Source organism: Reichenbachiella sp. (genome assembly GCF_965223055.1).
GTDB lineage: Bacteria > Bacteroidota > Bacteroidia > Cytophagales > Cyclobacteriaceae > Reichenbachiella.
The window spans coordinates 171,535-186,914 of the sequence record NZ_CBDCVM010000003.1; the positions used below are offsets into that span (position 1 = coordinate 171,535).

At 38.1% G+C, this 15,380-nt stretch carries 17 protein-coding genes; 4 read left to right on the forward strand and 13 right to left on the reverse strand.

Features of this window, described 5'->3' with window-relative positions:
• Window positions 1-5 precede the first annotated feature (5 nt).
• Genes ACOQO5_RS01200 through ACOQO5_RS01215 form a run of 4 tightly spaced genes read right to left on the reverse strand, consistent with a single transcriptional unit; the run spans window position 6 to window position 3,353 of the window.
• Window positions 6-446, reverse strand: a complete 441-nt coding sequence (locus ACOQO5_RS01200) for an IPExxxVDY family protein (protein ID WP_420579850.1) — start codon at window positions 444-446, stop codon at window positions 6-8.
• 59 nt (window positions 447-505) lie between these two features.
• The gene (locus tag ACOQO5_RS01205) at window positions 506-1,570 is read right to left on the reverse strand and encodes a DUF4421 family protein (RefSeq protein WP_420579851.1); all 1,065 of its coding nucleotides are present in this window, start codon (window positions 1,568-1,570) and stop codon (window positions 506-508) included.
• Between the two features lie 36 nt (window positions 1,571-1,606).
• Window positions 1,607-2,329: a LytR/AlgR family response regulator transcription factor gene (locus ACOQO5_RS01210; RefSeq protein ID WP_420579852.1), complete on the reverse strand. Its 723-nt coding sequence runs from the start codon at window positions 2,327-2,329 to the stop codon at window positions 1,607-1,609.
• Window positions 2,316-3,353 carry a sensor histidine kinase gene (locus ACOQO5_RS01215; protein ID WP_420579853.1) on the reverse strand — a complete coding sequence of 346 codons (1,038 nt, stop codon included), beginning with the start codon at window positions 3,351-3,353 and terminating at the stop codon, window positions 2,316-2,318. Before ACOQO5_RS01215 ends, ACOQO5_RS01210 begins: the two co-directional genes overlap by 14 nt.
• Before the next feature lie 65 nt (window positions 3,354-3,418).
• Here ACOQO5_RS01215 and ACOQO5_RS01220 point away from each other — a divergent pair, with 65 nt between their 5' ends.
• A complete protein-coding gene (locus ACOQO5_RS01220) occupies window positions 3,419-4,654 on the forward strand; it encodes a DUF2911 domain-containing protein (protein WP_420579854.1) in 1,236 nt (411 codons plus the stop codon).
• A 61-nt stretch (window positions 4,655-4,715) separates the two neighbouring features.
• Here the strand turns inward: ACOQO5_RS01220 and ACOQO5_RS01225 are convergent, their stop codons facing one another.
• Together ACOQO5_RS01225 and ACOQO5_RS01230 are read right to left on the reverse strand one after the other, a co-directional pair.
• Entirely contained in the window at window positions 4,716-5,399 is a 684-nt protein-coding gene (locus ACOQO5_RS01225; protein WP_420579855.1) for a hypothetical protein, read from the reverse strand.
• A 75-nt stretch (window positions 5,400-5,474) separates the two neighbouring features.
• The gene (locus tag ACOQO5_RS01230; RefSeq protein ID WP_420579856.1) at window positions 5,475-5,975 is read right to left on the reverse strand and encodes a paraquat-inducible protein A; all 501 of its coding nucleotides are present in this window, start codon (window positions 5,973-5,975) and stop codon (window positions 5,475-5,477) included.
• Window positions 5,976-6,188: 213 nt separating this feature from the next.
• On the opposite strand from ACOQO5_RS01230, the gene ACOQO5_RS01235 reads away from it, so the two are divergent.
• Window positions 6,189-7,673 (forward strand): dihydrolipoyl dehydrogenase family protein, encoded by a 1,485-nt coding sequence (locus ACOQO5_RS01235; protein WP_420579857.1) that lies wholly within the window; start codon window positions 6,189-6,191, stop codon window positions 7,671-7,673.
• Here the strand turns inward: ACOQO5_RS01235 and ACOQO5_RS01240 are convergent.
• From ACOQO5_RS01240 to ACOQO5_RS01265, 6 genes are all read right to left on the reverse strand, one after another.
• A complete protein-coding gene (locus tag ACOQO5_RS01240; RefSeq protein ID WP_420579858.1) occupies window positions 7,670-8,944 on the reverse strand; it encodes a cryptochrome/photolyase family protein in 1,275 nt (424 codons plus the stop codon). The genes ACOQO5_RS01235 and ACOQO5_RS01240 overlap by 4 nt on opposite strands.
• A 1-nt stretch (window position 8,945) precedes the next feature.
• Window positions 8,946-10,361, reverse strand: a complete 1,416-nt coding sequence (locus ACOQO5_RS01245; RefSeq protein ID WP_420579859.1) for an SDR family oxidoreductase — start codon at window positions 10,359-10,361, stop codon at window positions 8,946-8,948.
• 18 nt (window positions 10,362-10,379) lie between these two features.
• Window positions 10,380-10,868 (reverse strand): SRPBCC family protein, encoded by a 489-nt coding sequence (locus ACOQO5_RS01250; protein WP_420579860.1) that lies wholly within the window; start codon window positions 10,866-10,868, stop codon window positions 10,380-10,382.
• Between the two features lie 2 nt (window positions 10,869-10,870).
• On the reverse strand, window positions 10,871-11,050 hold the full coding sequence (locus ACOQO5_RS01255; protein ID WP_420579861.1) for a hypothetical protein: 180 nt from the start codon (window positions 11,048-11,050) through the stop codon (window positions 10,871-10,873).
• A 10-nt stretch (window positions 11,051-11,060) separates the two neighbouring features.
• Window positions 11,061-11,219, reverse strand: coding sequence for a Lacal_2735 family protein (locus ACOQO5_RS01260; protein ID WP_420579862.1), 159 nt, complete (start codon window positions 11,217-11,219; stop codon window positions 11,061-11,063).
• 74 nt (window positions 11,220-11,293) lie between these two features.
• Window positions 11,294-13,069: a fasciclin domain-containing protein gene (locus tag ACOQO5_RS01265; protein WP_420579863.1), complete on the reverse strand. Its 1,776-nt coding sequence runs from the start codon at window positions 13,067-13,069 to the stop codon at window positions 11,294-11,296.
• A 168-nt stretch (window positions 13,070-13,237) separates the two neighbouring features.
• Between ACOQO5_RS01265 and ACOQO5_RS01270 the strand changes: the two genes are divergently transcribed.
• Both ACOQO5_RS01270 and ACOQO5_RS01275 read left to right on the forward strand, forming a co-directional pair.
• Window positions 13,238-14,119 (forward strand): MerR family transcriptional regulator, encoded by an 882-nt coding sequence (locus ACOQO5_RS01270; RefSeq protein ID WP_420579864.1) that lies wholly within the window; start codon window positions 13,238-13,240, stop codon window positions 14,117-14,119.
• A 54-nt stretch (window positions 14,120-14,173) separates the two neighbouring features.
• The gene (locus ACOQO5_RS01275; RefSeq protein ID WP_420579865.1) at window positions 14,174-14,596 is read left to right on the forward strand and encodes an OsmC family protein; all 423 of its coding nucleotides are present in this window, start codon (window positions 14,174-14,176) and stop codon (window positions 14,594-14,596) included.
• Between the two features lie 53 nt (window positions 14,597-14,649).
• On the opposite strand, the gene ACOQO5_RS01280 is transcribed toward ACOQO5_RS01275, so the two are convergent.
• On the reverse strand, window positions 14,650-15,327 hold the full coding sequence (locus ACOQO5_RS01280) for a SiaB family protein kinase (RefSeq protein ID WP_420579866.1): 678 nt from the start codon (window positions 15,325-15,327) through the stop codon (window positions 14,650-14,652).
• Window positions 15,328-15,380 lie beyond the last annotated feature (53 nt).

Here is a 15,380-nt window from a genome sequence, read left to right on the forward strand (position 1 = left end):
TTTGTTTAGAATAAAAAACTCTCTTTTTCTTTGATTTTATTTACATCCAATTTCACAATAGAATCAATCTTTTCAGATCGCCTCAATGCTGAGAAGAGCATATCCAAATCGGAGGTTTCTTCAAACTCTTCTATTTTCAATAAATAATCAAAAGTTCCCAGAGACGGAACAAATAGTTTTTGGGTCATTGCAGTCTCAGTCAACACCTTGTTCGCTAGAAGGGTAAAACGCCGAAAGTCATTTTCAAAAACAAAGTTTGAAACGATTAGCTTTTCTGCATTTTTCAAATCCACTTCAAGATCTGACTCTTTCCTCAATCCAATGTCTAGCGCTTTATTGATAGCCCATGAAACCGTATAGTCTTTGGATTGAGAAATGACGCCTATCAGATGAAAATCATAGCTATAATCTGCTTTTAGTTTTAGCTTCTTCACTGATCGGCTCATTGAAGGTCAAAATTGACAACATTTTCAATGAATTCAAACTTTCATTGCAACTATTAGTATTAATCTAGTAGTTTATTAAGAATAGGCAGCCTAATTGGCTTTTTCAGTACAAATCGTTTGATTAAGTTTATGCGTACATTACCTGGGTTTTCAGTAATTTTTGAATGGGCCAATGACGTATGGTTGGTCATAAAAGTTTGGACCGTGGCTAATCCAATTTGGAAAGTCTCACTGTTATACCCCAACCCAACCTTGGTAGAATAATTCACATTAAATGTCAAGCCATGTACATCTTCTTGTGAATCATCATGTGATTTTAATGAAGTATATGACCCACCAAATGCAGCAGTAGCTACTATTGAAAGATAAAAATGCTTCGCTAATACAAAGGTATGACCATATCCTCCACTCACTCCCAAATTGAGGATGGTATTCTTTCGAATCTTATAACCATCGAAAAAATCTGACTCCCTTACATTTGAAGGGACAAAGGAACTATCTCCTTTCGAAAACATCATATTACATTCGGCCCCAACCAAGAAGGATCCTGCACTTTTTTTCTGCCACTCATCCTGTGCAAACGCTGCTCTAAAAGAAAATTTTTCACTATTCAATACTCTTACCAGATTAAAACTAAAATTAGTGTTGATCATATCAGGTCTTATTGGAAATGAGTGATCAGCCATGTCCTGATTCGTGGTCTCGTGTGGATTGGTCAAAAAATACCCTTTGTAAGTACTTAACCAAGCGTCAAAAACATAGTTATCTAGATAGTAATGAATCTGAGCATCCAAATATTTGGTCTTACCTTTGTCCTCAACGTCCCTACTGTTTACAAAAGGAAAATTAAGACCCAAGTTGAATGTTAATCTTTTATAACTCACCCCTACTCCAATAATTAGATTTTCGTTTGAAGCGTATCTTAAGCGTTCTTTGTATCTGGAATCCCGAAGTACATATCGAGAAAACTTAATAGAATTAAAAAACCTGGTAGTTAGATCTAACTCAGAAGTATATGAAGCTATATAGTTCGAATCCTGCTTATGTTTAAGTGTTTTAGAATTGTCTTGGGCGTAAAGCACTCTTCCAAAAACCATCATGCTTACCAGCAGAAAATATTTCATATTCTAAAATATTCAAAATAAGTCAAGCATTAAAAGTCAAAGAATTAAATCATCTAAAACATGATGCACTTTTTGTTTATAATGTCGACCAATAGGAATAACTACATCTCCCACTTCGGCTTCAGTAGCCGAATAACCTTGAATTGCATCTATGCGCACGATGAAAGATTTATGTACTCGTACAAATTGATTATCGGGTAGATTTTTTTCCAAATAATTCATTTTGAGATAGGTCAAAACTGTTCCCCCTTGTGTAATGATTTTCACATAATCCTTAATGCTTTCCACAAATAAGATATCCGCTAACATAACTTTCTTCATTCGTTTATCCTCACGAACAAAAATGTACTCGTTAGAAATAGATGGCTTGTTTGCTCCACTAGTGGCGGCTATTTCATTATTATGGTGATTACTCATTTTCCCTACAGCCTTCATAAATCTTTCGAATGAAATGGGCTTAAGCAAATAATCGATCGCAGACATTTCAAACCCTTCCAATGCAAAATCACGATAAGCTGTCGTGAAAATGACTGCCGGTGGTTTGTTTAGTGACTTAATGAATTCTATTCCAGTGATTTGAGGCATCTTGATGTCCAAAAACATTAAATCCACTCGTTCTGTATTTATCAAATTAAAAGCCTCGATGGCGTTGCCAGCTTTACCCACCAGATTCAAATGATCCAGCCGGTTTACATATTTTTCGAGCACATTTGCAGCTAAAGGCTCATCATCTACAATTAAACAATTAATTTTTTTCATCAAGTTCAAGGGTTAAACTCACCTCGTAAATTTCACTAGTTTGCTTAATATTCAATTGGTATGCCTCGGGATACTCTCCATCCAGTCTTTTTTTAACATTTGATAATCCGATTCCTGATTTCCCATCTAAACTCGTATTCTCTTTTGCCACACTATTGCGCAATTTCAAAACCATTTTTGTGTTTTGAACAGTCAAATGGAAATGTACATAACATTCAGCCATACTATCACTGGCGCCGTGTTTGAAGCAGTTATCGACAAATGGAAGTAGAATCAGTGGAGCAATTCTTACTTTTTCCAGATTGCCTAGAACATTGAACTGAAGGTCCAATCGATCACTATACCGTAGTCGTTCTAAGTTGATGTAGTTTTCAATTAATTCTATTTCTTTTTTCAATGAGATTCGATCCACATTGCATTCATACAGCATGTAACTCAATAGGTCTGATAATTCTAATAATGCGCGTGAAGTTTTTGGCGATTGATCCAACGACAAAGAATAGATATTATTAATGGTGTTAAACAAAAAGTGAGGATGAACCTGTGCTTTCAAATACTTTAACTCTGCCTTCAGTTTTTCTTGTTGTAGTTGGGTGCGCATTTGATAATCCTTAATCCAATGTGACATTAGATAAATAGCAGTTCCCAATCCAACCACTGGATAAACAAAAACCAAGTTTCGAAATGCAGTGCCAATATCCCAAAAATCAGCTCTATCGAAATACAGCATACTTATTGGGTACGTGACATATATATCTGTAATTCTTCTAGCCAAAGCAGCAAATACAATTAACAACACCAACCACGTTGCAAACTCCAAATAGTGTTTATTGAGTAGATACTTCGGAATAAGGAAGAAAATCAATGCGTACACCAAAAACATTTTGAGAGGCAAACTGATCAGTTCTACTAGGAGCACCACACCAAAGTCCTCTCTAAAAAACTCTACAATGAAAATTTTTATCAGCAAATAACCTAGCCAAAACAAAACATGCCAGACCCATTCTTTCTTAAACTCTTGCATAAATAAGGATACAAAGATGAAGAATTTATGGCATTACCTGTACGCCCAGCTGATTCATACGCCAAATGCATTATCCATTCCATCCAACAGAAGATTTACACCGACAAACTCCATTTCCAGTCATTAAAATGCAATTGATCCGATCCAATGGGGCAACTGCATCAAGTGACTTCTTTCAAGACAGAAAAGAGCCTACATTGGTTGAAAAAACTCAAATTATGAAAAATCTCATTTTATCTAGCTGCCTTTGCTTTGCATCTACTTTTTTATTTGGACAGTACCATTCATTGGACATGCCACAAGTGAGTCCTAAGGTAATAGAAACTCAACGTCTGGGAATCACGGATATCATGGTCAGTTACTCCTCCCCTGCTGTGAATGGTCGAGATGTCTGGAAAGGTGTAGTTCCAATGAATGGAGACCCAATTCCTTGGCGAATAGGTGCTAACATGAACACCACCATTTCTTTTTCAACTGATGTCCTTATCATGGGACAACCATTGAAAGCAGGTAGTTATGGCTTACATGCAATTCCAACTTCAGAAGATTGGACGATCTTATTTGCTGATAATGACAACCTTTGGGGAAGCTACTATCTTGACCAAGAAAAGGATGTAGTCTTAAGCATTCAAATTACTCCCGACGAAAATGAGCATTCAGAGCAACTGGATTTCGAATTCACAGACCGAACGGATAGCACCTTAAATGTCTCCATTGAATGGGAAAAACTCCGCCTCCCCATTCAAGTTGAAGTGGACTTAAATCAAACGGTTTTAGCCAGCTTCAGATATCAGCTTCGAGGAGAAACTACTTACGCATGGGAAGCATGGAATGCAGCAGCAAACTGGTGCCTACAAAGGAATACAAATTTAGACGAAGCACTTTCATGGATCAATAGATCCATAAACGGTGGCTATGGAGGTTATGCCGCTACTAAGAACTTTACCAATTTGAGTACCAAATCTTCTATTCTATGGGCATTGGGGCAAAAAGAGGAATCAGATCAAATGATGGTTGAGGCCATTCCTCTAATGAATAATGTTCAAAGCGACTATTGGGTTGGGAAGCGTTTATCAGACCAAGGAAGGAATAGAATGTCCCTTCAGTTTTTCAATCAAATGATAATTAGATTTCCAGACACCTGGTATGTTTACTTGGGCGCTACGAGAGCTGAATATATAAATGGCAATTCAAAAAAGGCTCTCAAACATCTAGCTAAAACAAAGCTTATGGCTCCAACCAATTACATTGAATATCTGAATGGGATTGAAGAGAAAATAAATAAAGGAGAGTCCATATAAGAATAGTAATTGGCAGGCGCTCTATTTGGTTATGGTTTATTCGGAGCGCTTGTTCAATTATTTAAAATGATATCAAAAGTTCAGAGGTCACTAATGGCTGAAAAATATCCTCTTCAAACATCATAGATAAATCTGTTTTTCCGACCGGACTATGTAAGGGTATCGTTTTTAAAGTATTGAAGTGATGTGTTGATATCAACACCCCAGTTTCTAATTTTACCCATTTATCCCAGCTAAATCGCATGCCTCCAATAGGAATAATTGAAACCCAAAGTTTCCAACTAGTTGGTAGGCCATTATCATCTAAAATCCACAAATAGGAATCTCCAGGTGTTGATCCACCTGAAGTATATGTGACCATCAGCGATTTCTTTCCGTGCCAATCAACAATGCGTCGTTCGGTTCCTGGATCAAATATTTTACTAATGGGATTAAGCCAAAATGAATCATTGCACCAATATCGCCAAGCCCAGTGACAAGTTTCCACTTTTTCTTCTACAGACAAGTCTTTAGCACTTTCAATGATATATCCTTTTCGATTATTTATATCAAGTAACACTTGATTGCCATCAAAATTGACTTGCGTAAAATGCCTTTTGCGATCCCAAATAAAAGTACGGTCATCATAACCCCAACTGACCGCACCAGTATTTTGCCATGCCGAATCATTAATTGAATAGAGCATTTTTTGAGCCAAAGCGTCAGCTTCTTCACCCAACTGGCCGTCGGGCAAACTTTCATCCATGTATTCAAACAGTAAAAAACAAGTCAGAAAAATTGCTAACAGCGTTACCCAGAGTATTTTAAGCTTTTGAAACATTTAGTTGGTCTCTGGTTTGTCAATCGTAGTCATCTGAATGCCAAGCAAAGATAAAATGCAGTAAAAGGCGAAATAATTGAATCCTTCAAGCAAATTAGCTTCAATTGAGCTATTAGATTGAGTGGATAAAAATGCCATAAAAACGCCTACTACAAATACATCCGCCATAGACCATTTCCCAATAATGAAAACGAATCGATAAAGCTTAGACTTATAAGCAAAATTTTTAACCAGAAGTACGGCAAGTATAATAGCCCCTTTAGTGAAAGGGATAATCACACTGAAAAGAAAAATCAATATAGCTACGAACTTATTGTTTGTGTTATACAAAGTATCTACTGTTTCTAAGATACTTTGGGTCTGTTCGTAAAATGTAGTTTTTCCGATGATTGGTAATTCTGCAGAGATGACCACCTGAAGAATAGGTTTTGTAAGTCCAGGATACAACAAGCTCAAGGACACAATAGTAAGTATTAATGCTGCAATATTTCTCTTTAGCATTGGGAGTTTATTTTGTAATTTTTGACATGAAGATTAGGATACCAATAGTTCAGGATATACAATTATAATCATATTATGACAATTGCTATCCTGAAATAAAATAGAAGCAGATTTATCAGATATAAGTGTCATTTTATTACTAATATTAATTTTTATTCTTAAATTTTATATAGGACTCAATCAGCTACCCTAATTTAAAACTTGATATTCAACATGGATAAGTACGATGTATGCGTAATAGGCGGCGGACCAGCAGGGTATGCTGCAGCGATGAGAGCGGTAGATTTCAAAAAGAAAGTATTACTCATAGAGAAGAATAAGATTGGTGGAGCCGGTATCCACAATGGTGCGCTTTCAAGTAAGACCTGGTGGGAGCTTTCAAGAGAAGCATTTGCTCTTCGGTCGCACTGTAAAGCCACTAACGTCCCAACGCCAAAGCATAATTTTCAAATCCTCAAGGAAGAGGTTAATAAAGCAGTGAGTAAAAGACGCGAATTGTTGGAGCATCACATGCACAACATCAACTTGAATGCAGGGGCTGATTTATTCCATTTCCGTCAGGGTATAGCTAAAGTTGTTGGAGAGAATGTTGTAGTAGTTCGTACCGAAGATGGTGAATTCGAAATTGAAGCTGATAACATCATATTAGCTACTGGTAGCCGCCCAAGAAAATTGGACAACATTCCGATCGATGAAAACATTATCCTGACCAGTGACGGGATTGAAAACCTCAAAGAGTTTCCAAAAAGCATGGTAATTGTCGGTGCAGGAGTGATTGGTTGTGAGTTTGCCACTATTTTTTCCAACTTCGGACAGACTAAAGTACATATGATCGATAAAGGAGATCGTATTCTACCTTTCGAAGATGAAGATATTGTAAAAATCATCGAACAAAATCTCGAAAGCAAAGAGGTACTGATTCATAGAAGCTCCAAACTAGTCGAAATGAAAGTAGAAAACGGCATGGTCGTTTATACTCTAGAGTACGAAAACGGTTCGAAAGAAATATTCCATGTAGAAAAAGCACTTGTTTCTGTTGGTCGTATCCCTAACTATGAAAACCTCCTCTCTGCTTCTGTAAAAATCAATATGGATAGCAGAGGAATTATCGATGACCTTACTCAGACTTCAGTTCCGAATATATATGCGGTAGGTGATATCACGGCTGATATTGCTTTGGTGAATGTCGGAGAACTTGAAGGTCGCTATTCTATCGAAAAAATATTTGGAGAACCTGAAAAGGACCTAATTTATGAAAATATTTCTACCATTATGTTCCTCGCTCCTGAGGTAGCCGGTGTTGGTTTAAACGAAATAAGGGCCCGTGAACAAAATATTCCTCATAAGGTAGTGAGTCTGGACTACAGTTGTATTTCCAGAGCGATCGCCATGAGAAATACCGAAGGATTTATCAAAGTCATTGTCTCTAATGATGAAGAAATGAGAGTGCTAGGTATGCGGGTAGTGGGTGAACACGCTTCGAGTTCGATTGAGGCTGTGGCACTACTGATCTCTATGAATAAGGGAATAGAGGAGTTAGCTGAACTTATTCACCCTCACCCTTCTATTATAGAAGGTATTCAGGAATGTGTACGTATGTTGCTCAACAAATCTATGTTGAAACCAGGTGTACTCAGAGATGCGATGCGTTGCACCAGTTTTGCGGATGGAAAATTAGAAAATGTGGCTTTTGCCTAATTAGAATTGATTCCTGCTTTGTAAGCTTCCAAAGCTCTTTGTCTAGCGAACTTATGATCTACAATGGGTGGTAAAAAATCTGTCACCCATTTTTTTGTGTACTCCATATCAGGGTCAAATTTCTTGAGTTGCTCAGTTGGGTTAAAAATTCTAAAATAGGGTGCTGCATCGCAGCCAGTTCCGGCCGACCACTGCCAGTTTCCATTATTGGATGAAAGTTCATAATCCAACAATTTCTCAGCAAAATAAGCCTCCCCCCATCGCCAATCGATCAGCAAATGCTTACAAAGAAAACTCGCGACCACCATACGCACTCGATTATGCATATAACCAGTTTGATTGAGTTGTCTCATCCCGGCGTCCACTAAAGGATAGCCTGTATCTCCTTTCTTCCACTTTTCAAATTCGTCTTCATCATTTCTCCAGACAATACCGTCATATTTAGCCTTGAAATTCTCGTTGATCACTTCAGGGAAATGAAATAGAATCTGCATAAAAAACTCCCTCCAAATCAATTCACTCAAAAAGACTTGATCACTCTCACCTAGCTGATCGATTACTTGTCTCACGCTTATGGTTCCAAATCTCAAGTGAACACTCAAATAACTGGTCCCATCCTGTGCAGGAAAGTCTCTGGATTGTTGATACTGACCAACATTTGATAAATCATAGGCCCTAACTTTTATCGCACTTTTTTGGAACCCAATTTTCTCGATGGCGGGAAACTCTTCATTGACTTTTAGAAAGTGATTTCTTTTAATGGCAGGCAAAGGATTTGTTGGCGATTGTCTGAATTTCTCAAGCCATTTGTTTTTGTAAGGCGTATAAATCGTATATGGTTTGTGATCAGAAGGCTTTAGTATCTCATTTGGCCCAAAAATTACTTGATCTTTGAATTGAAGAAAATCAATTCCTTGGGAGTCTGCTAATTGCTTAATTTTTTCATCCCTTTGAATCGCATAAGGCTCATAGTCTTCATTCACATAAATTGACTGAATCTCATATTCATCTATCAATTCCTTCCATACTTCTTCTGGGTTGCCATGTCGCACAATCAACGAACTACCCAGTTGCCTTAATTCCTCGTGTATTTTACCCAGCTCATCGTAAATGAATGAAACGCGGGCATCGTTCCATGGTAATTCATTCAATATTTGCTGATCGAAAATAAATAAAGGCAACACCTGTTTACCAGACTCTAGAGCTTCTATCAAAGCAGTATTATCCTCAAGCCTTAAGTCTCTCCTGAACCAAAATATTACTATATCCATACTATTTCGCCAATTCCTTTACCATGCCATTGAAGACGATTCCATGAAACGGATATACCATATACCAATATAACCGACCCAAAATGCCTGTAGGCCTAAAAGTGGCCGTTTGCACCAATTCTTCGCCTATGATTTTGAATTCTAACCAAGCCTCTCCTGGTAGCTTCATCTCCGCAAACAACAACAACCTACCATTACTTTTATCAGCTAGTAACACCCTCCAAAAATCAACAGCATCTCCAGTGGCTAGTTGGCTCGGGTGCCGCCTACCTCTCCGCAAGCCTACACCACCAAACAATTTATCCATAAAGCCTCTCATTCTCCACAACCAGGTGGCATGATACCAGCCTGTTTCTCCTCCTATCTGCCAAATTCGATCGATCGTTCGTTTTTTATTAAACATCAATGAGCTCCGTTGGTCCTTAAAACAACCATAGGTAGGCACATTCAAAAATTCTGACAAATGATTGTTCATCACACCACTACCTAGCGCATCCGTCCAGCTAGAGACCATTTCATGATCTTCAATTTTCATAAAGGTCTTCCTGAGGCATTCTTTATAAGGTTTAGGCTTAACATCCAGGGTTTGATTAATTCTGCTGTCCCGACAGACCACCTCAACCTTCATACTACTAACCAAAGCAGTAGCCAATTTATAAGACGTGGAAGTCACGAAATACAACCAGTAGGAAGATAACCGTGGTGTCATGACAGGTACAGTGAAAATGAACCGCTTGAGCTTTCGAACCTGTGCGTATTGCAAGAGCATTTGTTTGTAACTCAGTACGTCTGGCCCTCCAATGTCTAAATTTTTGTTATAAAGTTTTTCTTTTCCTAAGCTGCTAGACAAAATATCGATTACATCCTTGATGCCGATGGGCTGACATTTGGTATTCAACCATTTTGGAGTGATCATGACCGGCAATTTTTCTACCAAATCCCGAATAATTTCAAATGAGGCACTGCCAGAACCAATAATAATTCCTGCTCTCAAAGTGGTCAGGTGATACTTTCCTTCTGAGAGCTTATTTTCTACAGCTTTTCGAGAAGACAGGTGTTTGGACAAAGCAGATTCATTCACAATGCCGCTTAAGTATATGACCTGCTGGATTTCAGTATTCTCTGTCAGTTTGGTAAAATTTTCGGCTACTTGCAACTCCAACTTTTCATAGTCAGCATCTGTGCTCATGGAGTGCATGAGGTAATACGCTGCATCTATGTCAGTAGGAAGCGTAATTGTAGGTGAAGGGTTCAGAAAGTCAATTTCTAATACCTCCAAATTTTCTCGAATAGATTCAGGAGGATTGAATCGGTTTTCATCCCTAACACAGCAGATTACGTGATGCTCATTACGAACTAATTCTAAAAGTAATCTTTTACCAATATATCCAGTAGCTCCGGTGAGTAAGACCTTCATTCTTCAATTTATCAAATTTCACACAAGTGTCATCTGTGTGGAATTCACCGCATTGAAATAGTCGTCTATAGCTTTCTCCCTATAATCGAAAATTTCATTGAGCTTCTTTGTGATCAATAAATGATTGGCAATAGCTCCTAGAAAACCAAATGGTGGTTGATAGGAGATAATATCTTTCATCACCATCACCTTATCAATTTCTTCTAAAATGTGCTGATGATGCCACATCGTATATGGTCCTATGCGTTGCTCATCTACAAAAAATTCCTTGTCTCTAATATGAGTAATTTCAGTAACCCACTCCGTTTTAAATCCTGGCAACGGACTTACGCTGTATGAGATGATCATGCCTTCGTACATTTTGTCTATCCCATGAGAAGAAGTAATATCAAAACCCATGTGATCAGGAGTTATCAATTTGAGATTAGCTGGAGAGGAAATGAAATTCCATAATTCTTCCCTTGTCGCGTCGACTACTTGTGCCTTATAGAATTGATAAAATGCCATTACTATAATTTTGAAAGCTGATGAAATATTTTCTGAGCCTCAGCCAGTTTTTGCTCTAGTCTTCGGTCAATAAATATTCCCTTTTGAGTGGTAAATTCATGTACTTCAGATAATATCCTATTGTACCGTTCTTCCAGCTTCTCCTTAGTCGACTGAGAATTTCTTTTTAAAAATGATACCATGATTTTTAGTTTAAGAATTGATTTGTTGAAGGACGTGATTTGCTTCTGCTATCTTTTGATCACTTAGCGTTCTATTGATTGTAGATAAACGGTAAGCCTCCTTAAGCAACTTTGCGTATTTCTTTTCTAACTTTTTCTTAGCGGAATTCTGAAAATATTTTTTAAACATATCTTTGAAATTTTAAAGGATCGAGGACGCGTCTCGCCCTCGATCTTCACTCTACAATAACCAATTACGTTTCTTTATGGGACCAACAATACTTCGTCGATCACATGTATAACTCCGTTCGTAGCATGAACATTCGTACCTGTGATGTTCGCACTTGTGTTGATTGTCAACTCTTCCAAATCAAATGTAAGATCTGTACCTTCTACCGATGCTACCTTGTTGGCAGTGAGTGCGCCAGATAAGTCTACATCATACACTCTTCCTGAAACAACATGATATTTTAATACATCCACTAAGGTGGCAATCGGAATATCATTAATTGAGCTCCATGACTCATTGCTGTTCAATAATTCGGTAAATGCCGCATCCGTTGGTGCAAATACCGTATATGGGCCTACTCCATTCAACACAGCTACCAAATCTTGTGGTGAACCTTCTCCAGCAGTTCTTGTGAGAGCAGCCAAAAGAGTAGTGAACGATCCGTCATCCGCAAGTGCTGAAGTAACATCTACAATTGTCCCTGCTGCTGGCTCCAAGACGTCATTAATCACATGCACTACACCCGTACCTGATTCAACATCCACAGTTGTAATCTCTGCAGATCCGTTGATATAGTTGCCATCCACCAATAAGGAGAAAAAGATATCATCTTCCTGCAGTGTAGTAGCACTTGCTGGTATTTGAGTACTAAGCACTTTCTCTCCTAGCACATGATACTTTAGAATATCTGCTACTGTTGCTGAACTTGCTGCATCCAGGTCAATTCCAGAGGCTGAGAAAGCATCATTAGTTGGAGCAAAAATTGTCAGTTCGTCTGCGTCCAAAAGCGTAGAAACTAGATCCGCTTTTACAGCAGCAGATATCAATGTTGTAAAGTTTTTATTGAAGTAAGCTGGTTCTAATACAGTTCCTACGAAAGCCAATATATCCTCAGGAACAAGTACAGCATCTATAGTATGAATTATACCATTGGTCGTTTCTACATCAAATGGGCTAATCACTTTGGCGCCATTGACTGTAATACCTCCTTCTGTTGCCAATGTCACCTCATCACCTTGCAAGGTGGCGACATTGCCAGCAGTCACAGCTGAAGATGGCACTGATCCACTTACAACATGATATTTTAAGATTTCAGCAAGTACGTCCACTGGGACGTCGTCAATACTCTCTTGACCTATAGTATTTAATAATGCAGCAAATGCCTCATCTGTAGGAGCAAAAACTGTGAATGGCCCATCTGCTTCGAGTGCACTAATCAAATCTGCTCTTGTTAATGCTGCAGCCAGTGAACCATAGCCACTTGCCACTGCTGTTTCAACAATATCTTTAGTTGGAGACAATTCGAAGCCTTCTGGAATTAATACTTTTTCAATGGCATGAACAACACCATTAGAAGCATCCAAATCAAACGGAGAAACCACTGAGACTCCATTGACAGTAATACCTCCAGAGGTAGCCAGAGTTATTTCAGCACCATTTACTGTAGCCACGTTTCCGTCAGTCACATCAGCGGAAAACACCTCTGCTGCCACCACATGATAGGTCAAAATTTCAACCAGATCTGAGTTTGATATATCACCTAAGCCTTCAAGACCCAAATCGGTCAACAATTGAACGAAAGCGGCATCCGTTGGTGCAAATACCGTAAATGGGCCGTCACCCTGTAACGTTTCAATCAGGCCAGCCTGCGTTGCAGCTGCTGCCAATACGTTGAAATCGTTGGCCTGTAATACGGCCACAATATCATTTGATGATCCATCATTCATACCGTCGTCATCATCATCACAGCTTACCATGATGATTGAAACACTGAATAATAACAAAAGGGATAATAAGATTTTAGTTTTCATGTCTAACATATTTTTGTTTTTCTTAGACAATATTACGCAACATTATTTTTTTTGTTCATGTTTTTATTATTTTTCTTAGACATTTTTAATAAAATGTGCTCAATTGACTTGTATTAAAGGGTGATGAAAAGATTTTTTTGTTCATATTTACCCACTAAATAATTAGACATGATTACTTATTCCGTCGCACAAGTGGAATCTCTTACTGGTATTTCCGCTCATTCGCTAAGAGTTTGGGAGCGCAGATATGGTTTTATCAAACCCCATAGGACAAATACTAATATTCGATTCTATTCCGCAGAACAGTTGAAAAAACTCATCAATGTTGGGATTCTTTTAAGGCACAATTTTAAGATTTCGAAGATAGCGGCCATGGGAGATATGGAGATTCATGAGCTAGTATCGAATCTGCTACTTGAAACTACAGATAATAACCAAGAAGATATTCGGACACTGACCATATCCATGATTGATCTGGATGAAGTAAGATTTAACAAGCTATTCGACACTCATGCCAATAAAAGTGGATTGGTAAATACCTTCATTAATCTTATATATCCCTTTTTACAGCATGTGGGGGTTCTTTGGGGGATCAACAAAGCGATGCCCGCACAAGAACATTTCATCTCTAACCTCATTAGGCAAAAGATCATATCTGCTCTAGACAATTTACCTTCAGCCCCACCAAAAGCCCCAAGTTTGCTACTCTATTTATTTGAAGGGGAAGATCATGAAATTGGGTTGCTGCTTGCAAACTACATCGCGAAAGAACTGGGTTGGAAAACATACTATTTGGGTGCCAATGTGCCACATGAGAATGTAGAAACCCTTTGCCAACAGACTTCTCCTGACCTCACTTTTACCATGTTCATCACTCCTCGCAAAGAAAGGTTCATTAGTACGATTGACAATCTGCTGATCAAGACTAACACAAAAATGCTATACTCAGGCAACGGTGATATAGTCAATCAAAGCAAACACAAGAATAAGACTCATTTTCTGAGTTCACCAAGTGAATTAAGACAATACCTCAAGAATTACAAAGAATAAAAATGAACTATCGACAATGAGTATTGTTTTATCATTGAACCAAACAAATTAACCATGGGTACATTTGCCGTTGCGATTACCAAAGATGAACTAACCACTCAAGTCAACACCGAGGGTCATATGGGATTAGTTGACGAACCTGTTGAAATTGGGGGGTTGAATAAAGGCCCTACTCCCTATGACCTACTATGTGGTGCCCTTGCCAGTTGCACATCTATAACCCTTCGACTTTATGCTAATCGCAAAGAATGGAAAGTAACAAGAATTAGAGTTGAGGTTAGGCACGAAAAGGACTACAAAGAAGCTTGTGAAAGCTGTGAAGAAAAACCTCAAAAAGTAGACACCTTTGAGCGCATCATTACATTAGAAGGTGACTTAGATGACAAGCAAAAAGAAAGAATGCTTCAAATCGCCAATGCCTGCCCGGTGCACAAAACACTCGAAGCACAAGCCATTGTTGAATCCAAATTGGGTTAACAAAAAAAATCCTGCTAAAAGCAGGATTTCTCTTATCAAATATCTTAGTAAGACTAAACTCTGTTGATTTTAATCTGGAATGTAAAGTAGGAATACTCACTATTGACTTTGTCAAATTTGTAATTCAAACGCTCTCCAGTTTTTCTAGCCAATTGGATTAATCCCAAACCAGCAGTTCCTTTTTCTGAAAACTCCCCATTGCTGAGGGTTTCTTTATAGAGTGTTCTCAACCCATTTTTATCTGTATTGTTTACTTCCTCTATTTTATCCTTCAAATCATACGTATGCTTGGTAGGAATAAAATTGCCAGTAATGATATTGTAATATTTTTCTTTAGCAATTACCGTAATCAAACCTGACTTTGCATCATGCTCAGAAATTTCTTTGAAGTGACCTTTGACTTCGTCCATATGATGGTAAAGATTATGAACACATTCAACAGCAGCACTATAAAAAAGCTTTTGAACTTTTTTATCAGACTCCGTCATATTCACCTTTCGATCTAGTGTTTCAATCACTGAAGTCACCAAGTCGAATGTGATCGCCCCTTTGTACATGAGCAGCACATTCTCATTATATATCTTGTTGTATAAATCGAAGCTGCTTGCACTTGGATGCTCAGTCACAGATTCGCTTTTTTTCTTAATGTCTTCAGTCATATTCTCTTGAGTAGATTTTTCATCCTTCCATTCATCGAAGGCGCCTAGCATTTCATTTGATTCTTTATCCATATAGCTGAAAACTAATACTACGGCTTTATATACACTCGGCTTTAAATCTACAA